Source organism: Methylobacillus sp. DLP286 (assembly GCF_056636515.1).
Window position 1 is genome coordinate 729,855 of the sequence record NZ_CM153145.1, and the last position, 19,454, is coordinate 749,308.

Sequence of the window (19,454 nt, forward strand, 5' to 3'; positions counted from 1 at the left end):
AGTGGCTCAAGGTCGTTCCGGATTGCCGTCGGCCTGCATGTCATCCAGGAGGCCGAGCAGGCCGCGCATGGGAATGCCGATCCAGGCAGGCCGGTTTGCAGCCTCGTATGCGATTTCATAGATCACTTTTTCCAGCAGGCACAGGTTCAGGATGGCCTGATCCCCGGCAGGCAATTCTTCAGTCAAGCCTGGAGCGGAATCACGCGCTTGAGATGGCGTGGGCAGATGGGAATGTGCAAAGTAAGCCTGCATGAAGGCGCGCTTCGAGCATCCCTCATAATCGCGCAACAGCCCCTGGCGCCGCTCCGCATCCTCGCTGGCAGGCTTGTCCATGTCGCTCTTCTCCACATGGGCGGCCGCATAGGAGAAAGAGCGCAACAGGCCTGCCACGTCGCGGAACGGATGGTCTTTCTGACGCCGCTGCTCCAGGCTGCGGGCCGGCTCGCCCTCGAAGTCGATGATCATCACGTCGCCGGAAATCATCAGCACCTGGCCCAGGTGGAAATCACTGTGAATGCGGATGCGGGGTTGACCAACCACATGCTGCACCAACTCATCGATTGTCTGGAGCAACTGCTCGCGGCGCGAACATATCGCCGATGCATGCTGGGCATCCGCATCGCCGGACCATGGTCCGCGGTCAAGCAATGCCAGCACATCGTCCGCCTGCTCATGCAGCTTATCGCGCCAAGCCTCGACCTGCGCGGCGGAAAATATCTCAGGGCTAAAGCTAGGGTTGTCCGTATCCTTTGTAAGCGCAATGTGCAGCTCAGCCAGGCGCTGCCCCAGCATGGCGGCGAAGTTGGTCAATTCCTTGAGCGGGCTGGCATCGTCCACGGCCAGCGCTTGTTTCATGAGGTCGGCGGAGAGGTTGTCGTGCAACACGCGGTTCAGCCTGTCCAGCGTCCACTGCCATGCATTGCCCTGGTTATGCACGAACGCCTGCATGATCACCTGGGTATGCGGCATGCCATCGGCATCGGTGAAAGTGACATCGCCCAGCAGCGGCGGCGTATTGGCATAGCCGACCTTGGCCAAGTGGCGGGCCACTTCAAGCTCGGGATTGATGCCGGGCTGCACGCGGCGCAGGAGCTTCATCACTGCCAGGTCGTTGATAATCAGCGAGCTGTTGGATTGTTCCTGGTCCGTACGCCTGATTTCAAGCTCGGTTTTAAAGTCGACCTGATGCAGCGATGCCGTGCTGTTGAAATGGATGCTGCCTTGCTCGCTGTCCAGCGTGCTGTCGTTTTTCAGGTGGTGAAGCACGGCCCTCACGAAGGCATCGAGCGCGAAAGCGTCGGTGAGGGTGCCCACACGCGGCCCTCGGCGCACATGGGCCAATGCCATCTTGCGCACCAGCGCAGGTGTTTCCTGTTCGTCGGACACTACGCCCATGGGAAGGAAGTAGCGCTCACTCCCTGTGGCGGTGGAAGCCTCGACCTGTCCCAGCAGGAAAGGAGGCTCCCCGGGCTCGAGCGCATCCAGCACACCCAGCAGCATAAGCTTGATCGCGGAAAGGGTATCCTTCTGCTTGCCTGCGTACCAGCGCTGATAAGAGAGATAAGCCGGAAGAATGTCCTGTTCCATGGTTCTGCGCAATTGCGGCGCAAACAGGCTGGTCAGTTGCTGGTTCAGCACCAGGGTGAGGTATTCCGGCAGGCTGCCGTCCTGCTCGCCTGCACCGTTGAGCGGTTGCTTGTTCCTGGTCAGGCGGAACCAATAAAAATCGTAGGCGCCCAGGGTCAATACGTAAGGCTGCTGCCCGATGCGCGGGAACACCGAGCCTCCCATCATTTCCATCGGGTCGTAGCCGGAGAACTCGGCAAGATCGAGCTCCACCGCCTGCGCAGTGCTCGAGATATTCGCCACGCAGAGGATGATCTGCTCTTCATCGGCGCTCTCGCCGCCCGGGATATGGGTGCGCAGATAGCTCAATATCTTGCGGTTGTTGGGGTAAAGCAAACGCATGCTGCCGCGCCCGAACGCGTGGTACTGCTTGCGTATCGCCAGCAGGCGCCGCATCCAGTTGAGCAGGGAGTGAGGATCGCTGCTTTGGGCCTCCACGTTGATGGCATGGTAGCCGTATTGCGTATCCATGATCGGGGGAAGGACCAGCCGGGCCGGGTCGGCATGGGAAAAGCCACCGTTGCGGTCCGGGCTCCATTGCATCGGAGTGCGCACGCCGTCGCGGTCGCCCAGGTGGATGTTGTCGCCCATGCCGATTTCGTCGCCGTAGTAAATGACCGGGGTGCCCGGCATCGACAACAGCAGGCTATTGAGCAGTTCCAGGCGGCGCCTGTCGCGCTGCAGCAGCGGCGCAAGCCGGCGGCGGATGCCCACGTTGAGGCGGGCGCGGCTTTCCGTGGCGTAGAAGTTGAGCATGTAAGCCCGCTCCTTCTCGGTGACCATTTCCAGCGTCAATTCATCGTGGTTGCGCAGGAAGATCGCCCATTGGCAGGCGGGCGGGATTTCCGGCGTCTGCCGCAGGATGTCGCTGATGGGGAAGCGGTCCTCCTGCGCCAGCGCCAAGTACATGCGCGGCATCAGCGGAAAATGGAACGCCATATGGCATTCGTTGCTGCCGTCGCCGAAATATTCCTGCACGTCCTCCGGCCACATGTTGGCTTCGGCCAGCAGCATGCGGTCCGGGTAGTTCTGGTCTATTTCGCTGCGGATGAACTTGAGGATTTCATGGGTTTCCGGCAGGTTCTCGTTGGAGGTGCCTTCGCGCTCGATCAGGTAGGGCACGGCATCGAGCCTGAGGCCGTCCACGCCGAGGTCCAGCCAGAAGCGCATGATGTTGATGACGGCTTTGAGCACGCGCGGGTTGTCGAAGTTGAGGTCGGGCTGGTGCGAGAAGAAGCGGTGCCAGTAATAGGCGCCCGCCACCGGGTCCCAGGTCCAGTTCGATTTCTCCGTATCTGTGAAGATGATGCGCGTCTGGCTGTAGGCGGTATCCGTATCCGACCAGACATAGAAATTGCGTGCCGCGGAGCCGGGCTTGGCCTGCCGCGCACGCTGGAACCAGGGATGCTGGTCGGAAGTATGGTTGATGATGAGCTCGGTGATGACCCGCAGGTTGCGCTTGTGGGCCTCGACGATGAAGCGCTTGACGTCGAACAGCGTGCCGTAGTCTGGATGGACGCCCTTGTACTCGGCAATATCGTAGCCGTCGTCGCGGCGTGGCGACGGGTAGAACGGCAGCAGCCAGATGGTGTTGACGCCGAGCTCGACAATGTAGTCGAGCTTGAGGATCAGGCCCGCGAAGTCGCCGATACCGTCGTTGTTCGCATCGAAGAACGACTTGATGTGCACCTGGTAGATGACGGCATCCTTGTACCACAAAGGGTCGTCGTTGAAGCGCAAGTCTTTTTCCGCCTTGAGTTTTCTCTGCAATTGCCGCTTGTTCATGGTAACGGCCCCTTCCTCTGCAGCTGCCAGATGGCGTAGGGCATGTCGTGCGGGTCCATGCGCAGCTGCTGCCATTTGCCATGCCAGTCGAAGCGGTAGCCGCGCGTCAGGTCTTCCACTGCAACCGAGTCGTGGTCCTGCAGGCCGAGCAGGTGCAGCGGCAATTCCATGGTGCCTTCCTGCACGTGGTGCGGGTCGAGGTTGACGGCAACGACGATCAGGCGCTCATGGGGCAGGGCGGAACCCGGCTCATGCTTGGAGTAGAAGATGACCTGGTCGTTGTGGAAAGTATGGAAAGCCACACCTAGGTGGGTCTGCAAGGCCGGGTATTGGCTGCGTAGCCTATTGAGCGTGGTGATGTCCTCGATGATGTTGCCGGGACGCTGCCAATCCCAGGCGCGGATTTCGTATTTTTCGGAGTTGAGGAATTCCTCGCTGTTCGGCAGGGCTTCCGCCTCGCACAGCTCGAAGCCGCTGGATATTCCCCAGAGTCCGGACAATGTCGCCGCCAGCGCTGCCCTGACGAGAAACCCCGGCCGGCCGGAATGCTGCAGGTAGCGGGGGTTGATATCGGGGGTATTGACGAAAAAATTCGGCCGGAAGAACTCTACCTGGGCCGGATCGTTCAATGTCAGCAGGTAGTCGGTCAGCTCCTGCTTGGTGTTGCGCCAGGTGAAATAGGTATAGGACTGCGTGAAGCCTATCTTCGCCAGGCGGTTCATCATCTTGGGATGGGTAAACGCCTCGGACAGGAAGATCACGTCAGGGTATTCATCCTGAACTTCGCGGATGACCCATTCCCAGAGCGGCAACGGCTTGGTATGGGGGTTGTCCACCCTGAAGGTATGCACGCCTTCGCTTGCCCACAGCATCAAGACATCGCGCAAGGCCAGCCATAAATCCGGCACGGCCTGGGACGCATAGAAGTCGACATTGACGATGTCTTCGTATTTCTTCGGCGGGTTCTCGGCATAGCGGATACTGCCGTCCGGACGCCAGTCGAACCATTCCGGGTGCTGGGTGAGCCAGGGATGGTCGGGCGCGCACTGGATCGCAAAGTCCAGGGCCAGGTCCATCCCCATCGCTGCGGCCTGCTCCCTCAGGCGGCGAAAATCCTCCCAGGAACCCAGTTCAGGGTGTATCGCGTCATGGCCACCTTCCTCCGAGCCGATTGCATACGGGCTGCCGGGATCCCCGGGCTGGGCCTGCAAACTGTTGTTGCGGCCCTTGCGGTTGAGGCGGCCGATAGGATGGATAGGGGGAAAGTATAAGGTGTCGAACCCCATGGCGCGAATGGCTGGCAGGCGCTCGATCACGTCGTCGAAAGTGCCGTGGCGGGAGGCGTCTCCGCTTTGGGAGCGGGGGAACATTTCGTACCAGCTGGAAAATGCCGCCGTCTTTCGGTCGATGCGTAACGGGAATTCACGGCTGCGCACCACGAAGTCCCGGGTATGGACGTGCCCGCTCAACTCGGCGGAAAGCAGTATGCGCAGGAAGTCCTGCTGGCTTTCTGCATAAGCTGGCAGAAAAAGGTCAAGGTCGGAGGGCTCCAATGGTTCCAACTCGGATGCCAGGCGCTTTGCGTTCCCTGGCGCTTCCAGCGCCTTGACGGCCTTCGCCAGGAAGCCCTGTTGCGGCTCATGGCCTGGATAGGCCTGGAGCCGCGCCAGCAAGAGCTGGCCCTCCTGTATTTCAAGCGCGACATCTGTTCCAGCCCGGACTTTTTTCAACAAGCCGTCCCGGTAGGTGGCGAATTCGTCTTGCCATGCTTCCACCGCGAACTGGTAAAAGCCCGGAACAGGAGGCGTGAAGCTTGCGCTCCAACGGTGGTTGTCCACCAGCTTCATTGGCACTGCGTGCCAGGTATCGATATCGCTTTTCCGCCATAGCAATTGCGCCCCCAGCTTGTCATGCGTATCCATGAAAATATCGGCTTCCACTTCCACAGGTTCGCCTACGCATCTCTTGACGGCAAACCTCCCTTCGTCGATGGAGGGGCTGACCTGTTCCACGACAACCCTGGGGGCATCCAGCAAGGCCAAATACTCAAAATTCAGGCTGCCAGCGCCCTGTTCGGCAGGAAGCTGTGTTTGTGCATCGGAACGCCGGGCTGCTCTCGCCATAGTCAATGATTTCCCGCATGGATCGGTTAAAGGAGGGTGGTACAGGACATTGCCTCCGGCGTGAAAAACGCCAGGGCAGTCGATTCATCATAAGAATGGGAACGAGCTGCTACCGATCAGTGCGCTACTGATTTGTTTGTAGGAATTCTTTTCCGAATAAATATTTTTTACTTAATAATCATTATGTTGCATGATTTATGTGCATCTCTTGCTGTGTTGCAAGCAATCGAAATAAGCGGTTTCATAGGCAAAAGCTTAGCCAATTCATACAGCGGCTAGCATGGTCTCCACATTGACAGTAACGACAGTACTGGAGGATAGGAAATGAAACATGGTCCGATATGCCTTGCTGCCTTCCTGCTGACGAGCGTCATGGTCGTCGGCGTACAGGCAGACCCCGCGCCTGTAGACAATACGGTGCCGCCTTGCGACCACAGTGACGCGACCAGCAAGCCGGATTGCAAAATGGATTCCGACAGCCTCAAGGTTCCGCCTCCGGTCCCGGGCGAGCGTGAAAGCGTGATCGTCCCGCCCGAAGTTCCTGCGGAGGGGCTGCCCAACGACCCGCGCACCCGCAATCCGGACATTGACGAGAAAAATATTAGGAACAGGCAATAGCAATGCCATCAATACCAATAACTATTTATCCGAGGGCGACCGATGCAAATTAACCCAGCGATGGACTCCTCGCCAGGCAACGCATTGTTCCGCCTGGGGCACAATTGCTGGAAGTATTCGCATGCCAGCTACCTGGCGCCTGTGGTCGACTGCGCCAATTACTATCGCGCCCTGCATGAGGCCATCTGCCGGGCGCAGCATTCCATTTTCATCCTCGGCTGGGACATAGACAGCCGCATCGACCTCATCCGTGGGGCCGAGGCGGAAGCGCAGGCTTGCCCGACTGCATTGTTCGAACTCCTGCAGTGGAAGGCACGGCAGACGCCCGCAATCCAGATTTACCTCAACCGCTGGAATTACTCCGTTTTCCTTTCAGCGGAGAGGGAAAGCTTTTCCGAGGCGAAATGGAAGCTGAGCGGGGCGGACAACCTGCATTTCATCTTTGACGGGCAATTGCCGCTGGGGGCCAGCCACCACCAGAAAGTGGTCGTGATCGACGACGAGCTGGCGTTCTGCGGCGGCATGGACGTGGCGATCGCGCGCTGGGATAACCGCCATCACCATCCCCGCAATCCAGACCGATTGGATCCGGACGGCAGCATGAAAATGGGGCTCGAAAAACGCTTCGACCCTTACCACGATGTCCAGGTGCTGGTAGCTGGGCCGGTCGCTGCCGTGCTGGCCCGCCTGGTGCGCTACCGCTGGCATTTCGGGGGCGGCAAGAGGGCCGCAAAGGTGCGCCAGGCGCATCACAACGCTTTGCCGCCCAGTTGGCCGGCCAGCATCAAGCCTGTCATGGAGCGGGTAGGGGTGGGAGTCTCGTTGACCATGCCGCGTTTCCACCGGCAACCCCAAGTCCAGCAGATCGAGCGCCTGTACATTGACATGATCGCCAAGGCGGAGCGCTTTATCTATATGGAAAACCAGTTTTTTACCCGCCGTGCCGTCGCGAAGGCATTAAACCAAAGGCTGCGGGAAAACCCCAGGCTGAAGGTGCTGCTCGTAAGCTGTTACAACGCCCAGGGGGTGATGGAGCGTAAATCCATGTTCCATGCCAGAGTGATATTCCGCAAGATCGTCGAATCGCACGGCGTGGCCGACCGTGTTGCCCTGGCTTATCCTCTCAGCTGCGAGCACGGCGAGGAAACGCCGGTACGCATCCATTCCAAGGTCATGGTCGTGGATGACCGCTACCTCCGCATAGGCTCGAGCAATATCAACAATCGTTCCATGACGCTGGACAGCGAGTGCGACCTCGTCATCGAGGCAAGGGACGAGGCGCACCGCAAGCAGGTCGCAGCCATACGCAACGACCTCATCCGCGAGCATACTGGGCTTGAGCTGGAAGAGATCGAGCGCATTGCAAACCGGGTTGATGCGCCTGTGGAGGCGTTTCTTGCCGAGCTGGAGCACAGCCGCCAGCATCTGCGCAGGATAAACGACGACCGCTACCGTCACGAACGCTTCACCCGGCTGGCACGGCGTTTTGCCGACCCTTCACGCCCCATCTTGCCGGACCTGTTCACTTCGCGCCGGGCGTTTGGGAGGAGCAAGCGGCGCATTCCTTTCCGCCTGATCGCCGGCATTCTGCTGGTAGCGGCGGTTGCGTTGTCCTGGAAGGTCACTCCGCTCGCGGAATATGCCACGCCGGAAAAGATAGTCCCGCTGCTCGAGCAGGTGCAGAACACTGCATGGGCCTTTCCTGCCGGGCTGGCTGCCTATGTGCTGGGCACGCTGGTCTTCCTGCCCCACATGGTCATGACCGGGACGGTCGTGGTCGTATTCGCCCCTCTGGAGGCATTCCTGATCGCCATGCTGGGCTCGCTCATCAGCGTGAGCGTCGGCTGGCTGGCGGGGCTGGGTTTGGGAAAGAAGTCGCTGCAGGCCATGCTGGGCAGGCATGCGGAGAAGATTTCGCAATATGCCCGCGACGGCGGCGTCATGGGCCTGACCCTGTTGCGGCTGCTGCCGATCGCGCCGTTCACCGTGGTCAACCTGGCCCTGGGCATGATGAAGGTGCCTTTCGTCACGCTGCTGATCGCGACGGTGCTGGGCTTGTTGCCGGGCACACTGGTCTCGGTGTTCATCGGTCAATCCGCATTGGCATTATTCAAGAATCCCGATCCGCATAATGCCGTGCTGGTAGGCGCCGGCCTGTTGTTGTGGGTGTTGGTGATCGTCAGCACGCATTTTCTTTCCCGGCATTGGCAGCGTAGGCTGCATGCGAATTAGGGCGGCTGACAAACTCGGCGAAGCGGTCTTGGCTAGGCCCTTTGCCGCAGACAGTACAAGTAGTACGGCAAGGCAACAACGCGTTAGCCCCTCTTAATACACTTTTCTTGTTTCGAAGCGATCATGCATGCAAAGAATAAGACTGCTCTGTTTCAACATCCATGGCGGACGCAGCCTGGATGGCAAGCGCGACCTAGCCCGGGTGCACGGCCTGATGCAACGGCTGGATATCGACATCGGCGTTTTCCAGGAAATGGAAACCCGCCCCTCGCGCGGAGGGTTGTCCGGCGACGTGCAGACGCTGGCCGGACCGGAACGTCCGCACCATTTGATCTGCCCCAGCATGCAAGAAGGGGCTGGCTGGTACGGCAACCTGATCGTCAGCCGCTATCCGATCATCCGCGGGTTGCTGCATAACCTGGAGACCCACCCCAGCCTGGAGCCGCGCCATGCGGCAGATGCCCTGGTGCAGCTTCCATGGGGAAGGCTGCGGGTGATCGGCACCCACCTGTCGCTTTCCATCTTCGAGCGCAGGTCCGAGGCGAAGAACCTGCTGCGGCTGATGCAGGCCGTGGAAGAGCAGGAGCGCAGTCCCATCCTGCTCATGGGCGACATCAACGAATGGCAGGTGCCGTCCTCGCTGCTGCGCTACCTCAACCGGCACCTCACTCCGTTGTCCTGCAGGCCCACATTTCCTTCACTATGCCCCATCTTCCGCCTGGATCGCGCCTGGCACGACGCGCCCGGCATCAAGGTCACCGCACACCGGCTGCCGGGAAAGGGGATCAGGAAATTGTCCGACCACTTGCCATTGGTCGTGGAGCTTGAGTATTGAAGGGCGTCTAGAAAAATATAGGGGTGGGCCAAGAAAAGCCGTCCCGCCTTATGACACGAACAAGGAGTTTGTATGGATTATCTGGATTGGCTGCAGTGGCCCGCAATGCTAGTCACGATTGCGGCAGCCTGGCTGGTGGGGTCCACGTCCAAGTACCGGCGCAACTGGGGCTTCTGGGCGTTCATCCTGAGCAACCTGCTGTGGATTGCCTGGGGCTGGCATGCCCATGCATATGCCTTGATCATTCTTCAGTTTGGACTGGCCGTCATGAATATCCGAGGCGTATGCAAGAACGCGCCTCCCAGCCAAGAGAAGGGCGAGCCTTCGCGCGACGCGCAAGCACGTTAAGGCGGGGTTGGCTCGCTGACATAATTATTTAGCCAAGCCATTGCGCCTTGAACATGCGCGTCGCGGCAAGGCCCACTGGGTGGTGATGCAAGGCAGGAGACATCCACGACCCCAGGAACTGCATCAACGCTTCCTTGTCCTTGAGCGATGCCAGTTGCTGATTGAATAAGTGCTGTTCGTCAATCTCTGGCACAGGCGCTGGTTGTGCCAAGCGGATGATATTGGAGGATGGGCCGCCGGCACCGGCAGCCTGCTGCCGTTTGGTCTGCCGCTTCTGGATGCGCCAGGGCTCGCCCAGGCGTTCGCGCTTGGGGAGGCGCTCGAGGGCGTCGCCTGCAATCCAGTCGTAAAGCACCTGTTTCTCGTAGGGGCTGAACACGCCGAACATCTGGCCCTGGCCGCCGTCGATCAGCTTCCAGAACCTGGAATTTTTGGGATCCTGGTGCCGGTTGATCCAGCCATGCTCCTGAAGCGCCTGCAGGAGGGAAGGCATCTGGCTGCCGTCGGACAGCCATTCCCTGAGGTTGCGTCCGGCAATCCGGCAATGGTGGTGATGCATGAACTGGCCGATGGTGGCCTTCTGCCGGAATATCTCGATTAGCTCGTCCTCCAGCCTGAAGGATTCGATGATGCCGACCGAGCCAAGCCCGGCATTATTGAGCTTGGCACCATGGACCACCCGCTGCATGAAGTCCTGCTGATGCGCGAAATGCGGAAGCAGCTCGCGCAATGCATCGACCGACTTGACCGCATGTCCGGACAATGCATTGTCTATGGTGATATGCAAGGTGAAGTAATAAGGGTCGATATTGAGCTCGTTCAATTCCGCGGCAGTGATCAGCAGGTGCAGCGGCAATTGTTCATAAGCTAGGTTGAAGCCGATGACCTCCGGCAGGAACTGGTCTGCATGGACGGACAAGGCCAATTGGGTGGCGCCCTGTATAAAGTATTCGTCGTCCAGCGTCCTCCATTGTTCGCATCCGTATGCGTGAATCAGCTTGCGGTAGATAGCGACATGGTTGTCCTCCTCCTGGCCGTCGCCAAGTTCCTCTAGATAGATGTCAATCAAGGCGCTGAAGCCCGGGTCTTTCCAGCGCCGAACCAGGCCGTAAAGCCATGATCCATCCACCATCTTGGTGGGGGCGACCGACTTGATGAAATTCAGCGCATGCGCCTTGCTGCCGAAATAACGCCGGGGAGCGCCGTCCTGGCGGTCCTGCAGGTATTGCTGGTAACGCTGTCCCGTCTGCAGGCTACTTTGCACTATCCAGTTTTCCAACTGCTCGACATCGGACGGAAAAGGGGCAGGGTCGGCAGCGCAGGCCTCAAGCTGCTGTCGCAGGAATTCAAGTGCGTCAGCATGGCAGCTCTCCGGCGCAGGACTATGCGTTCCGCCATGGCTTAACAAGCCGAAATACAATTCACGCGGCAATGTTCCTGGTTTCTCGGCGTCATGCAGCGAGGGGGAGGGGGCTGTGCTCAACATAGGAATGGGTTCATCCGGAAGCTTGAATAGCATCATTCTCTTTCCCTCGGCCGCGGCCGGTTATCGGTCAGAGGATTAATCTCCTGTCAGACTGAGACGACAGGCAAGCCTGGCTTATTTTGTTAAGCTGTCGGCTAGACAAATAGGCCCTGCCGCGCACAAGGACCCCACCCATGACCACCGACTTCCAATCGAGCGAAAAACTCATGCTGCACAACGGCTTGAGTGAAGAAAATGCAGCCCTAGTTGCCATGCTTGCATGGTTGCGGCAGCAATCATATGCGTTCATTACCGTTTCTCCCGCCAGCCACGCGCTGGTCAACGGCCGTCCGGGAAACGAAACCGCCAAGGATATCCATGGCGTCCTCGGCTGGAGCAGGCCATTCGCTCCTGATGTGGTTGGCGAACCGCTGTTCGCCTTGCTGGAGCAGGCCCACGCCCTGGAGCAGGTCGGCAGCCTTTGGCGCAGCCGGTTCCGCGTCTCCAGCCTGGCCGGGCAATTATTCCTGCATTCGTCGTTCCCTACGGTCGAAGGCGACGCGATTTTTTTCGGGCCCGATACCTACCGTTTCGCCCAGGCCATCGAGCGGCATCTGGCGTTACTTCGGCCCCGGGTGCGGCGGGCGGTGGATATCGGCAGCGGCAGCGGGGCAGGGGCCATCCTGCTCGCCCAGCGCCTGCCGCAAGCAGAAGTGCATGGGGTGGACATCAACGACAAGGCCCTGGCCCTGGCCGCTGTCAACGGCATTGCCGCGGGCTTGTCCAACCTGCATTGGCGGCATAGCGACCTGCTGCAGGCGCTGGATGGCGAGTTTGACCTCATCGTGTCCAACCCTCCGTTCCTGGTGGACGCCGCCGAACGCGCTTACCGCCATGGCGGCGGGCCGCTGGGAGCCGGTTTGTCGCTGAAGATCGTCGATACGGCGCTCGACAGGCTGGCACCGTACGGCACCCTGCTGCTTTATACCGGAGTGGCGGTAATGGATGGCCAGGACTTGTTCAAAAAGGAAGTGGACGCCAGGCTGAAGGATAGCGGCTGGCATTACGAATACCAGGAAATGGACCCCGATATCTTTGGGGAAGAGCTGGACAGCCCGGTTTATTCCAATACCGACCGGCTGGCAGCTGTCACCCTCATGGTGCAACGGCCGGGATAATGCCGCTGGAAACCTGGCAAAAACGCGGAGAGCGGCGGGTTGCAGCTACCAAGCCATGTACCCGGCGGCAAGCCGGGCAGGCGAGGTGGCTGTGACGTTATCGGCAAATCGTCTTTTTAACCGTTGACGATAGAGCCGCCATTAGGATGGATGATCTGCCCGGTCAGGTATGACCCGTCGTTGGAGGCGAACAGCACATACGCCGGCGCGACCTCGCTGGGCTGACCGGGCCGTTGCAGCACGGTGTCATGCCCGAATTTTTCCACCTGTTCCGCACTGAAGCTTGCCGGGATCAGCGGCGTCCAGATCGGGCCTGGCGCCACGGCATTGACCGTAATGCCCCGTTCACCCAGCTCTATCGCGAGCGAGCGCGTGAACGCGACGATCGCCCCCTTGGTGGAAGCATAATCGACCAGGATAGGATGGCCCTTGTATGCAGTGACGGAAGCGGTATTGATGATCCTGCCGCCTTTGCCCAGCAGCGGCAAGACGGCCTTGGTCAGGTAGAACATGGAAAAGATGTTGGTCCGGAAAGTGTGCTCCAGCTGCTCGGCAGAAATCTGCTCGATACTGGGCTGAGGGTATTGCTGCCCCGCGTTGTTCACCAGGATGTCGAGCTGGCCCAGCTCTTCCACGGTCTTGGCCACCAGTTCCTCGCAGAACTGCGGATTACCCACATCTCCCTTGACGGCAATGGCCTTCCGGCCTTGCTCGCGGATCAACGACAAGGTTTTTTCCGCATCCTCGGTTTCGTCGTCGCTCAAATAATTAATGGCAACATCGGCGCCCTCGATGGCGAAATGGATCGCGACGGCCCTGCCGATGCCGCTGTCGCCTCCGGTAATGAGGGCCGTCTTGCCTTCAAGCTTGCCGCTGCCGCGATAAGCTGGGTCGACATATTGTGGGCGCGGCTCCATATCTGCTTCCACGCCCGGCTGCCGGTCTTGGTGCTGGGCAGGTTGGTCAATATCGCGATGATCCTTGTCTGGGTTGTAATCTAGCGTCATTTTGTCCTCCGTCGGGGAATATAAAAGATGAAGAGGGAAGCGGCCGCTTCCCCGGAACGTCTACTTAACGGCCTCCGCTATGCGAAGCTTGGCCGCCCTTGCGGCCTGCTTCGCGTGCGGATTTGGAATCGAATTCGTGCGCCGTGCCTTTGGCATGGGCGGCCTTGCCGCCCTGGCTCGCAATTTCCCGCTGTTTTTGTTTATCCATGGAAGCAAAACCGCGGTTGGAACTATTTTGTTGAGTCATGATATTTCTCCTTGAAACATGGTGACGTTCCTTCCAAGACGAATTGTCAATGAAAGGTGGGTTCATGCTAGAGAAGTGCGGCAAGGGCGGTCATCGTCATGCGTCCTATTAAGCTGTGAGAATCTGAAACAGCCGAACACCCAGGCTATGCATCAGGAGCAGGCTCAGCAAGCAATGCTTGGAAGATTCATGGATGAGGTTGTCAGCGCTTTCCGTCAAGAGATTCAGGATTGTCCGCTCATGGAGTTCATCGACACAGGATAGAGTCGACATTGTTTCAAACCGGCAATGCCTCACTTACAAAGGAGATTAGCGATGGATCCCGTTTATCCTGCAGGTAGCGGCACGAAAGCAGCCGTAAGGCGACATCCCATACACCCGATGCTGGTTTCCCTCCCCATCGCGTTCCTGATGGGGGCATTGCTGAGCGATATTGCATTTGCGTTATTAGAAAATACGTTCTGGGCCGAAACGTCGTTTTGGCTGTTGGCGGCGGGTTTGGCTGGCGGGGTGCTTGCAGGCTTGTCCGGCCTGATCGAACTGCTGGGCGTGAAGCGTGCGCGACGGCTTCCCATGGCTTGGCTGCATGGCATCATTAACCTTATCGTGCTCGGATTGGCGTCCGTCAACTTTTTCCTGCGCATGAATGATATGCTGGATGTCCTGCCGCTCGGCCTGGGGCTATCGGTGGTAACCGGGGCATTGCTCGGCGTCTCGGGGTGGCTGGGAGGCGAAATGACATTCCGTCATGGGATAGGCGTGTCGGAACAGGTGGGCGGCTTCGCGCATGACGAGAGCAAGCCTAGGCCGCACGTGCATCAAGGATAACGTCATACGGAGATCATCGATTTGGCTAGCCGATACCTCATACTCTGCTGGTTGCTGCTGCTTCCATTCTCGGCGCTGGGTCATAGCAAGCTGCTTTCCTCCGACCCGGAAGAGGGCTCCGTCCTGTCAGAGCCTCCGACTATAGTCACCCTGCGCTTCAACAAACCTATAGAGTCCCGCTTCAACCGGGCCGAGTTGTGGCAAGGGAAGCAATGGATCGCACTGCCTTCCGAGGCCGCTCCAGAAAAGCTGGTCATCAAGCTGGGCAACGCCAAGCCCTTGGCCGAGTACCGCATCCGCTGGAGCGTAATGTCCCATGACGGCCATCGTCAGCAAGGAATACTGCGCTTTCTCGTCAAATAAGCATGCCATCCCTTAGAGTCTGTTCATCATCTTTTCATAGGGCACGCATGGCTCCAGGACGTATCCGATCAAGGCGCAGTCCGCAGGTCATGCTCAGTGCCTTGCCAGGACTGCAACACAGAGCGGGCGCGTGTTGGGGCCATGCCCTCCGGGTTGCCCCGGCAGCGCAGCCGTTGCCGCGTTGCAAATCCTCGCCGGGCAATCAGCACGGCTGCGGTTTGCGCCTTGCATCGACCACACCGCCGGGGCAACGGGCCCTATAAAAAGATGAACAGGCTCTTCGACCATGCCCACCTGCTTGATGGAGCGCTTGCACGGGCCTGTGCCTATATGGCGCTGGCCATGCTCTCCGGCATGCAATTATGGGAGTGGCGCCTCCAGCGCCTGTTGGCCTGGCGGCAATATTTCAACTGGACCGCATTCGCGCTTGGCAGCGCGGCCTTGTTGCTGGCGCTGAACAGTGCGGCCTTGAGCGGTGAGGATGCTTTCAACGCGGCAGCGATGTCTGTCGCCAGTCCCGGCGAAATGCTCGAGCTGCTGCGGTTCAGCGCCTTCGGCCAGGCATGGCTGGCGTACTGGCTTTGTTTGCTGGCTGCCGTTAGCTGCCGGAAAAGCTGGGTGGCCCGCACCGCCTGCCTGGCAATGCTGGGCGCGTTGGCACTGGCGTCGCATGCCGGCGAACTCGGCATGTGGAATTGGACATACTGGATAGACTTGGCGCATATGGGATGCGCCCTGCTTTGGCTGGGAGGGATGAGCCTCATGCTGGTGCTCAGGCTTGCTGGCAATTCATGGATGTCGCTGCGTGAGTTCAGCTTTTTTTCCCGCGTGGCGTTGCCGGTGTTTTTGCTGGCGCTAGCCAGCGGGGCGGCAAGGGCATGGCTGCAATATGCGGAGGAGGGCAGTCTGGGCTGGACCTATGCCGCCATGCTGGGGCTCAAGCTGGCCGCGGTGGCGGCAATTGCGGCTTGCGCCTGGCAATTGAGGCGCTTGCTGCGGCAGCCCGGATTTAACATGGCAGCTTACGATAACGGGCTGACTCTCGAATTCTTCTTTGCACTCGTGCTGGTGCTGTTCACTTCGTTGCTGACGCAGCTTCCGCCGGATTGAGCTCAGTGGGTTGCAAGCTTACTTCCTCTCCGCCGTGACGGCCGAATATCTGCTCGATACGCGCCGCCTCTCCAGGCGGCTGCAGATATACCAGCAACAGCATGGCGTCGTCCCGCTCCAATGCGCGCTGCATGACGACATTGGTATCGCTGTCGCGCAGCCAGCCGTATAGCGCCCCCAATGCCGCGCCGACGATAATGCCGATATCGGGCCCTAACAGTTGCACGAACGCCATCTTCTCCGTGACCTCATACCCTGCCAGCAGGATGATCGCCATGGTGAGCGCAGAGCTGATCAGCAGGCCAACCAGCGCCCCTTTGCCGGTCCAGGCGAACCAGCTGTCGGTGTTCTTCTTGGCGCGCAGGGAGGAAAACTTCGCCGCCGCCTTTTCCGAGAGCGCGACATCGATGAGGTCGCGCGGGATGCCCAGCCGCAGGCATTCCGCCAGTACGTTGTCCACCTGGCCTTGTTGCTTGAAGAACCCGGATATGGTGAAAGATTCTTTGAGTGCGGCATGCGGCTTCATATTTACAAGGCCTCCAGTTCGTCCGCCGTCCATGGGGTCTGGCGGTCCTTGGTCTGCTCGCGCACCTTCTTCACAAGGGCTGCATCCACCTTGTCTGCCTTGTTGTCCCCGAGCTCGGAGCGGATATAGCTGGCAACCGCGGCCACTTCCTCGTCTCCCAGTTGCGAGGCCCATGGCGGCATGATGCCGTTATAGGTTTGCCCTGCCACCTCGATCTCGCCTTGCAGCCCGTGCAGGATGATGTTAACCAGCACTTCCGGGCTTTCAAGCACGTATTTTGCCCCTACCAGCGGCGGGAAGGCGCCCGGCACGCCTTGACCGTTGGCTTGGTGGCAGGTGGCGCAACGGCTGCCGAAGATAGAGGCGCCGGACACCGTGGCAGCCGGAGCGCTTTCCTGCGCCTGGTCCGGTTTGCCGCTTTCATGCAGGAAGCCGATATGCGCCGCGGTGTCCAGCCTGCCCATATGCCGCCCCAGGTAGAATGCGCCCACAACCATGGATAATACGACGAATAGGTAAAACCAGACGGGGCCCTTGATCGTATCCTCGAAAGGCTCGGCGGTTTCATGCATGGCGTCGTCGTGCAAAGCCAGGGTGGATACTTCGTTTTTCTCCGACTGGATAGGGTGGTCATGGTGACGGTTTTCATCAATCATGGCTGCGCCTCTTCTGGGTTGTCATTCTCTGGATTGTCATTGGCAGGCTTTAATGGGTCATTGGGAGCAGGATAATCGTGCTTCAAGCTGAGCAGGTAAGCCACCAGGGCTTCCGCCTCTTCAGTCACCACGACCACGCCGTTCGTCGGCGCATGAGGTTTGGGCACGTCCAGCACCTTGTCGCCGGGCTCGGCTTCGGCTTTATGCCGGAACAGGAACGGAAAGGCGGGCATGATGGACCATGGCACCAACGCGCGCGGCTGGTAAAGGTGCAGCAGTTGCCAGTTACGGTCGGGCAGGCGCGAGCCCACATTGAACAGGTCCGGCCCGGTTCGCATGGTGCCGAGCAGGTGGGGGTTGTCGTGAACGTAATCCTCGGGCACGGAAGGCCGCGTCCCCAGGCCCTTGCTGATATCGGCGGTAAAGCTGGGGTCGCGCACCTGCTGGGTGTGGCAATAGATGCAGCCGTTGCTGATATAGAGCTGGCGCCCGGCCAGTTGTTGCGCAGTCGGCTCCTTGAGTTCGGGCGGCGCCTGCATCGACGAGAGCATGCTCTTGGGCAGTATCACCAGGATGACTAGGGCGAATATCACGGTTGCCATCGCCCCCATGATCAATACGAGCAATCTGGTCATGGCGCCTTCTTTCTGACCAGCACGGGCTTGATCTCAAAGAAGGGAGGGTGCCGCCTGATGCTGCCATGGCGCGTAAAGGCCAGCAGGTAGGCATGATAGGCAAATACGATATGCCCGGCAGAAATGATCACGGCCGCCACGCTGCGCATGAGCAGCCACGGGCGTGTGCTTTCCACGGAGGCCTCGAAGCCCTGGCCCGGAGCCAGCAGGCTCAGGCCCTGCAATACGCCGCCTATGCCCAGCGCCACCACGTAGAGCACCATGCCGCCGCCGACAAGCAGGATATGCGCACGGATCAGCCGCGTGCTCGGCCACTCCTTCTTGAGCACGCGCGGCAGGATGTAATACATGCCGCCGAACAAGGACAAGGTCACGAACATATAAAGCCCCAGGTGCGAGTGGGCGATGGTCCAGTGCGTGAAATGGGTGATGCGGTTGACGCTGACCAGGGCGGTGAGAATGCCCTGCAGGGAGACTGCGGTGTAGGACATCGCCGCGATGACCGCCAAGGTCAGCGCCGGCGAATAGCGCATGGCGCCGAAGCGGCCGACCACGGTCATATGCTGGTTGATGCCGACCGCGACGACCGGCACCACCATCATGATGCTGGCGGTAATCGAGGTGGCGATCATCCATGAAGGCAGCGGCCCGCCGATCAGGTGATGCATGCCGTTGAGGGCGTAGAACAATGCCAGCCCCCAGAACCCGATCAGGGAAAGCCAGTACGAATAGATCGGGCGGCCGATGATCTTGGGCAGCAGGTAGTAGATCAGCCCGAGGTTGACGGTGGTGAGCCATAAGCCGAGGGCGTTATGGGCGTAGAACCAGTTGACTGCAGCCGACTCCACGCCTTGAAAGATGGGCAGGTTGCCCGCGATGAAGATGATGAGGAACCATGGGTAGGATGCCGCGACATACCATACCGACACATACAGGTGATGCACGTTGCGCACTGAAAGCGTCTTCCAGATCGACGCGCCTACCAGGGCGGCGCCCAGTACTAATAACGGGTCGGCCCAGATGCGGTCCAGCTCCAGCCATTCCAGGCCGTCGCTATAGCCCGCCAGCAGCAGACCTACACCCACGCCCAGCCCCACGGTCCAGATCAGGATGCCGGCGACGGCGGCCTTGGCCCAGCGCAGCTGCGTGCGGCACAGCCTGGGCATCAGCCACAGGGAAACCGAGAACATGGCGGTGGAAGCCCAGCCATAGACCATGACGTTGAGGTGCGCCGGGCGGATGCGGCCGAACGTCAGGTAGGCCTGCTCGGTAAGGAAGTCGGGACGGTCGAACTTGAAGCTGCTGATGTCGCCCATGACCGTGCCTGCGAGCAGCCAGATGATAGCGATAAAAAAACCGAGCAGGACCGGCTGCCTGCCGGAGTGGTCATAAGCGGAGACCTCTTCGGCGCTTATCCTGAGCTTGCTGTGATCCAGCGTGCTGTCTTGCTGGGTACGGGGTGAGGCGACTGCTTCGGTCATAGCCAGCGCTCCCATTCGCGTTGCGGATTGCGGAGCAGGCCGCCGTGCCGCTGCATGCGCTCTTCAGCCTGCTCGCGCGTTTCCCAGGGACGGGAGTAGCGCAATTCTTCCACCTCGAAAATCGAATCCGCAGTGGCCCCGATATTGTCGAACTGCCCATGGGAGATGGCGAAAAACAGGAATACCAACGGGGGAACCCCCACCACGAGGCTGAGCAGGATGATCGCAAACGAATTGGCAAGCATTCGAACTCCTGTAGAGAAAAAGGAAATAACCACAATGAATGTAGAGGTGAACCTGTGCCGTTGGCACTACTCAGTTTTCCTAAAGCCATGTCAGAAAAACCAACGCCCTGGTCAGGCAAGCATGGGCAAGATAGGAGGCAGACGCC

Annotated in this window: 18 protein-coding genes; 8 read left to right on the forward strand and 10 right to left on the reverse strand. The window is 59.6% G+C overall.

Annotated elements, in window-relative coordinates; translation table 11 throughout:
* Window positions 1–6: 6 nt before the first annotated feature.
* Entirely contained in the window at window positions 7–3,411 is a 3,405-nt protein-coding gene (treS, locus tag ACWXTG_RS03360) for a maltose alpha-D-glucosyltransferase (RefSeq protein ID WP_480220683.1), read from the reverse strand.
* Window positions 3,408–5,534 (reverse strand): alpha-1,4-glucan--maltose-1-phosphate maltosyltransferase, encoded by a 2,127-nt coding sequence (locus tag ACWXTG_RS03365; RefSeq protein WP_480220684.1) that lies wholly within the window; start codon window positions 5,532–5,534, stop codon window positions 3,408–3,410. Before ACWXTG_RS03365 ends, treS begins: the two co-directional genes overlap by 4 nt.
* A 324-nt stretch (window positions 5,535–5,858) precedes the next feature.
* Between ACWXTG_RS03365 and ACWXTG_RS03370 the strand changes: the two genes are divergently transcribed.
* The 4 genes from ACWXTG_RS03370 (at window position 5,859) to ACWXTG_RS03385 (ending at window position 9,567) form a co-directional block, all read left to right on the forward strand.
* Entirely contained in the window at window positions 5,859–6,152 is a 294-nt protein-coding gene (locus tag ACWXTG_RS03370) for a hypothetical protein (RefSeq protein WP_309565251.1), read from the forward strand.
* Window positions 6,153–6,194: 42 nt separating this feature from the next.
* The gene (locus tag ACWXTG_RS03375) at window positions 6,195–8,384 is read left to right on the forward strand and encodes a VTT domain-containing protein (protein WP_480220685.1); all 2,190 of its coding nucleotides are present in this window, start codon (window positions 6,195–6,197) and stop codon (window positions 8,382–8,384) included.
* 127 nt (window positions 8,385–8,511) lie between these two features.
* A complete protein-coding gene (locus tag ACWXTG_RS03380) occupies window positions 8,512–9,219 on the forward strand; it encodes an endonuclease/exonuclease/phosphatase family protein (protein WP_407994831.1) in 708 nt (235 codons plus the stop codon).
* A gap of 72 nt (window positions 9,220–9,291) precedes the next feature.
* On the forward strand, window positions 9,292–9,567 hold the full coding sequence (locus ACWXTG_RS03385; RefSeq protein ID WP_480220686.1) for a hypothetical protein: 276 nt from the start codon (window positions 9,292–9,294) through the stop codon (window positions 9,565–9,567).
* Window positions 9,568–9,595: 28 nt separating this feature from the next.
* Here ACWXTG_RS03385 and ACWXTG_RS03390 read toward each other — a convergent pair whose 3' ends face one another.
* Entirely contained in the window at window positions 9,596–11,053 is a 1,458-nt protein-coding gene (locus tag ACWXTG_RS03390; protein ID WP_480220687.1) for an iron-containing redox enzyme family protein, read from the reverse strand.
* A 173-nt stretch (window positions 11,054–11,226) separates the two neighbouring features.
* Here ACWXTG_RS03390 and ACWXTG_RS03395 point away from each other — a divergent pair, with 173 nt between their 5' ends.
* On the forward strand, window positions 11,227–12,210 hold the full coding sequence (locus ACWXTG_RS03395; RefSeq protein ID WP_480220688.1) for a methyltransferase: 984 nt from the start codon (window positions 11,227–11,229) through the stop codon (window positions 12,208–12,210).
* Window positions 12,211–12,326: 116 nt separating this feature from the next.
* Here ACWXTG_RS03395 and ACWXTG_RS03400 read toward each other — a convergent pair whose 3' ends face one another.
* Together ACWXTG_RS03400 and ACWXTG_RS03405 are read right to left on the reverse strand one after the other, a co-directional pair.
* Complete coding sequence (locus ACWXTG_RS03400; RefSeq protein WP_309565257.1) at window positions 12,327–13,217, reverse strand: SDR family oxidoreductase; 891 nt, start codon at window positions 13,215–13,217, stop codon at window positions 12,327–12,329.
* Window positions 13,218–13,281: 64 nt separating this feature from the next.
* Window positions 13,282–13,464 (reverse strand): KGG domain-containing protein, encoded by a 183-nt coding sequence (locus ACWXTG_RS03405; RefSeq protein WP_309565258.1) that lies wholly within the window; start codon window positions 13,462–13,464, stop codon window positions 13,282–13,284.
* Between the two features lie 315 nt (window positions 13,465–13,779).
* On the opposite strand from ACWXTG_RS03405, the gene ACWXTG_RS03410 reads away from it, so the two are divergent.
* The 3 genes from ACWXTG_RS03410 to ACWXTG_RS03420 all read left to right on the forward strand — a co-directional run bounded on the left by ACWXTG_RS03410 (window position 13,780) and on the right by ACWXTG_RS03420 (window position 15,765).
* Window positions 13,780–14,292: a DUF2231 domain-containing protein gene (locus ACWXTG_RS03410; RefSeq protein ID WP_480220689.1), complete on the forward strand. Its 513-nt coding sequence runs from the start codon at window positions 13,780–13,782 to the stop codon at window positions 14,290–14,292.
* A gap of 21 nt (window positions 14,293–14,313) precedes the next feature.
* On the forward strand, window positions 14,314–14,655 hold the full coding sequence (locus tag ACWXTG_RS03415; protein ID WP_309565260.1) for a copper resistance CopC family protein: 342 nt from the start codon (window positions 14,314–14,316) through the stop codon (window positions 14,653–14,655).
* Window positions 14,656–14,922: 267 nt separating this feature from the next.
* A complete protein-coding gene (locus tag ACWXTG_RS03420) occupies window positions 14,923–15,765 on the forward strand; it encodes a CopD family protein (protein WP_480220690.1) in 843 nt (280 codons plus the stop codon).
* Here ACWXTG_RS03420 and ACWXTG_RS03425 read toward each other — a convergent pair.
* From ACWXTG_RS03425 to ACWXTG_RS03445, 5 genes are read right to left on the reverse strand one after another with little or no spacing between them, the layout of a single operon-like run.
* Complete coding sequence (locus ACWXTG_RS03425; protein WP_480220691.1) at window positions 15,731–16,291, reverse strand: hypothetical protein; 561 nt, start codon at window positions 16,289–16,291, stop codon at window positions 15,731–15,733. The two genes, ACWXTG_RS03420 and ACWXTG_RS03425, sit on opposite strands and share 35 nt — an antisense overlap.
* Window positions 16,292–16,293: 2 nt before the next feature.
* Entirely contained in the window at window positions 16,294–16,947 is a 654-nt protein-coding gene (locus tag ACWXTG_RS03430; RefSeq protein WP_480220692.1) for a c-type cytochrome, read from the reverse strand.
* The gene (locus tag ACWXTG_RS03435) at window positions 16,944–17,582 is read right to left on the reverse strand and encodes a cbb3-type cytochrome c oxidase subunit II (RefSeq protein ID WP_480220693.1); all 639 of its coding nucleotides are present in this window, start codon (window positions 17,580–17,582) and stop codon (window positions 16,944–16,946) included. Before ACWXTG_RS03435 ends, ACWXTG_RS03430 begins: the two co-directional genes overlap by 4 nt.
* Window positions 17,579–19,063, reverse strand: a complete 1,485-nt coding sequence (locus ACWXTG_RS03440) for a cbb3-type cytochrome c oxidase subunit I (RefSeq protein ID WP_480220694.1) — start codon at window positions 19,061–19,063, stop codon at window positions 17,579–17,581. Before ACWXTG_RS03440 ends, ACWXTG_RS03435 begins: the two co-directional genes overlap by 4 nt.
* Window positions 19,060–19,308, reverse strand: a complete 249-nt coding sequence (locus tag ACWXTG_RS03445; RefSeq protein WP_480220695.1) for a hypothetical protein — start codon at window positions 19,306–19,308, stop codon at window positions 19,060–19,062. The genes ACWXTG_RS03440 and ACWXTG_RS03445 overlap by 4 nt, the downstream gene beginning before the upstream one ends.
* Window positions 19,309–19,454 lie beyond the last annotated feature (146 nt).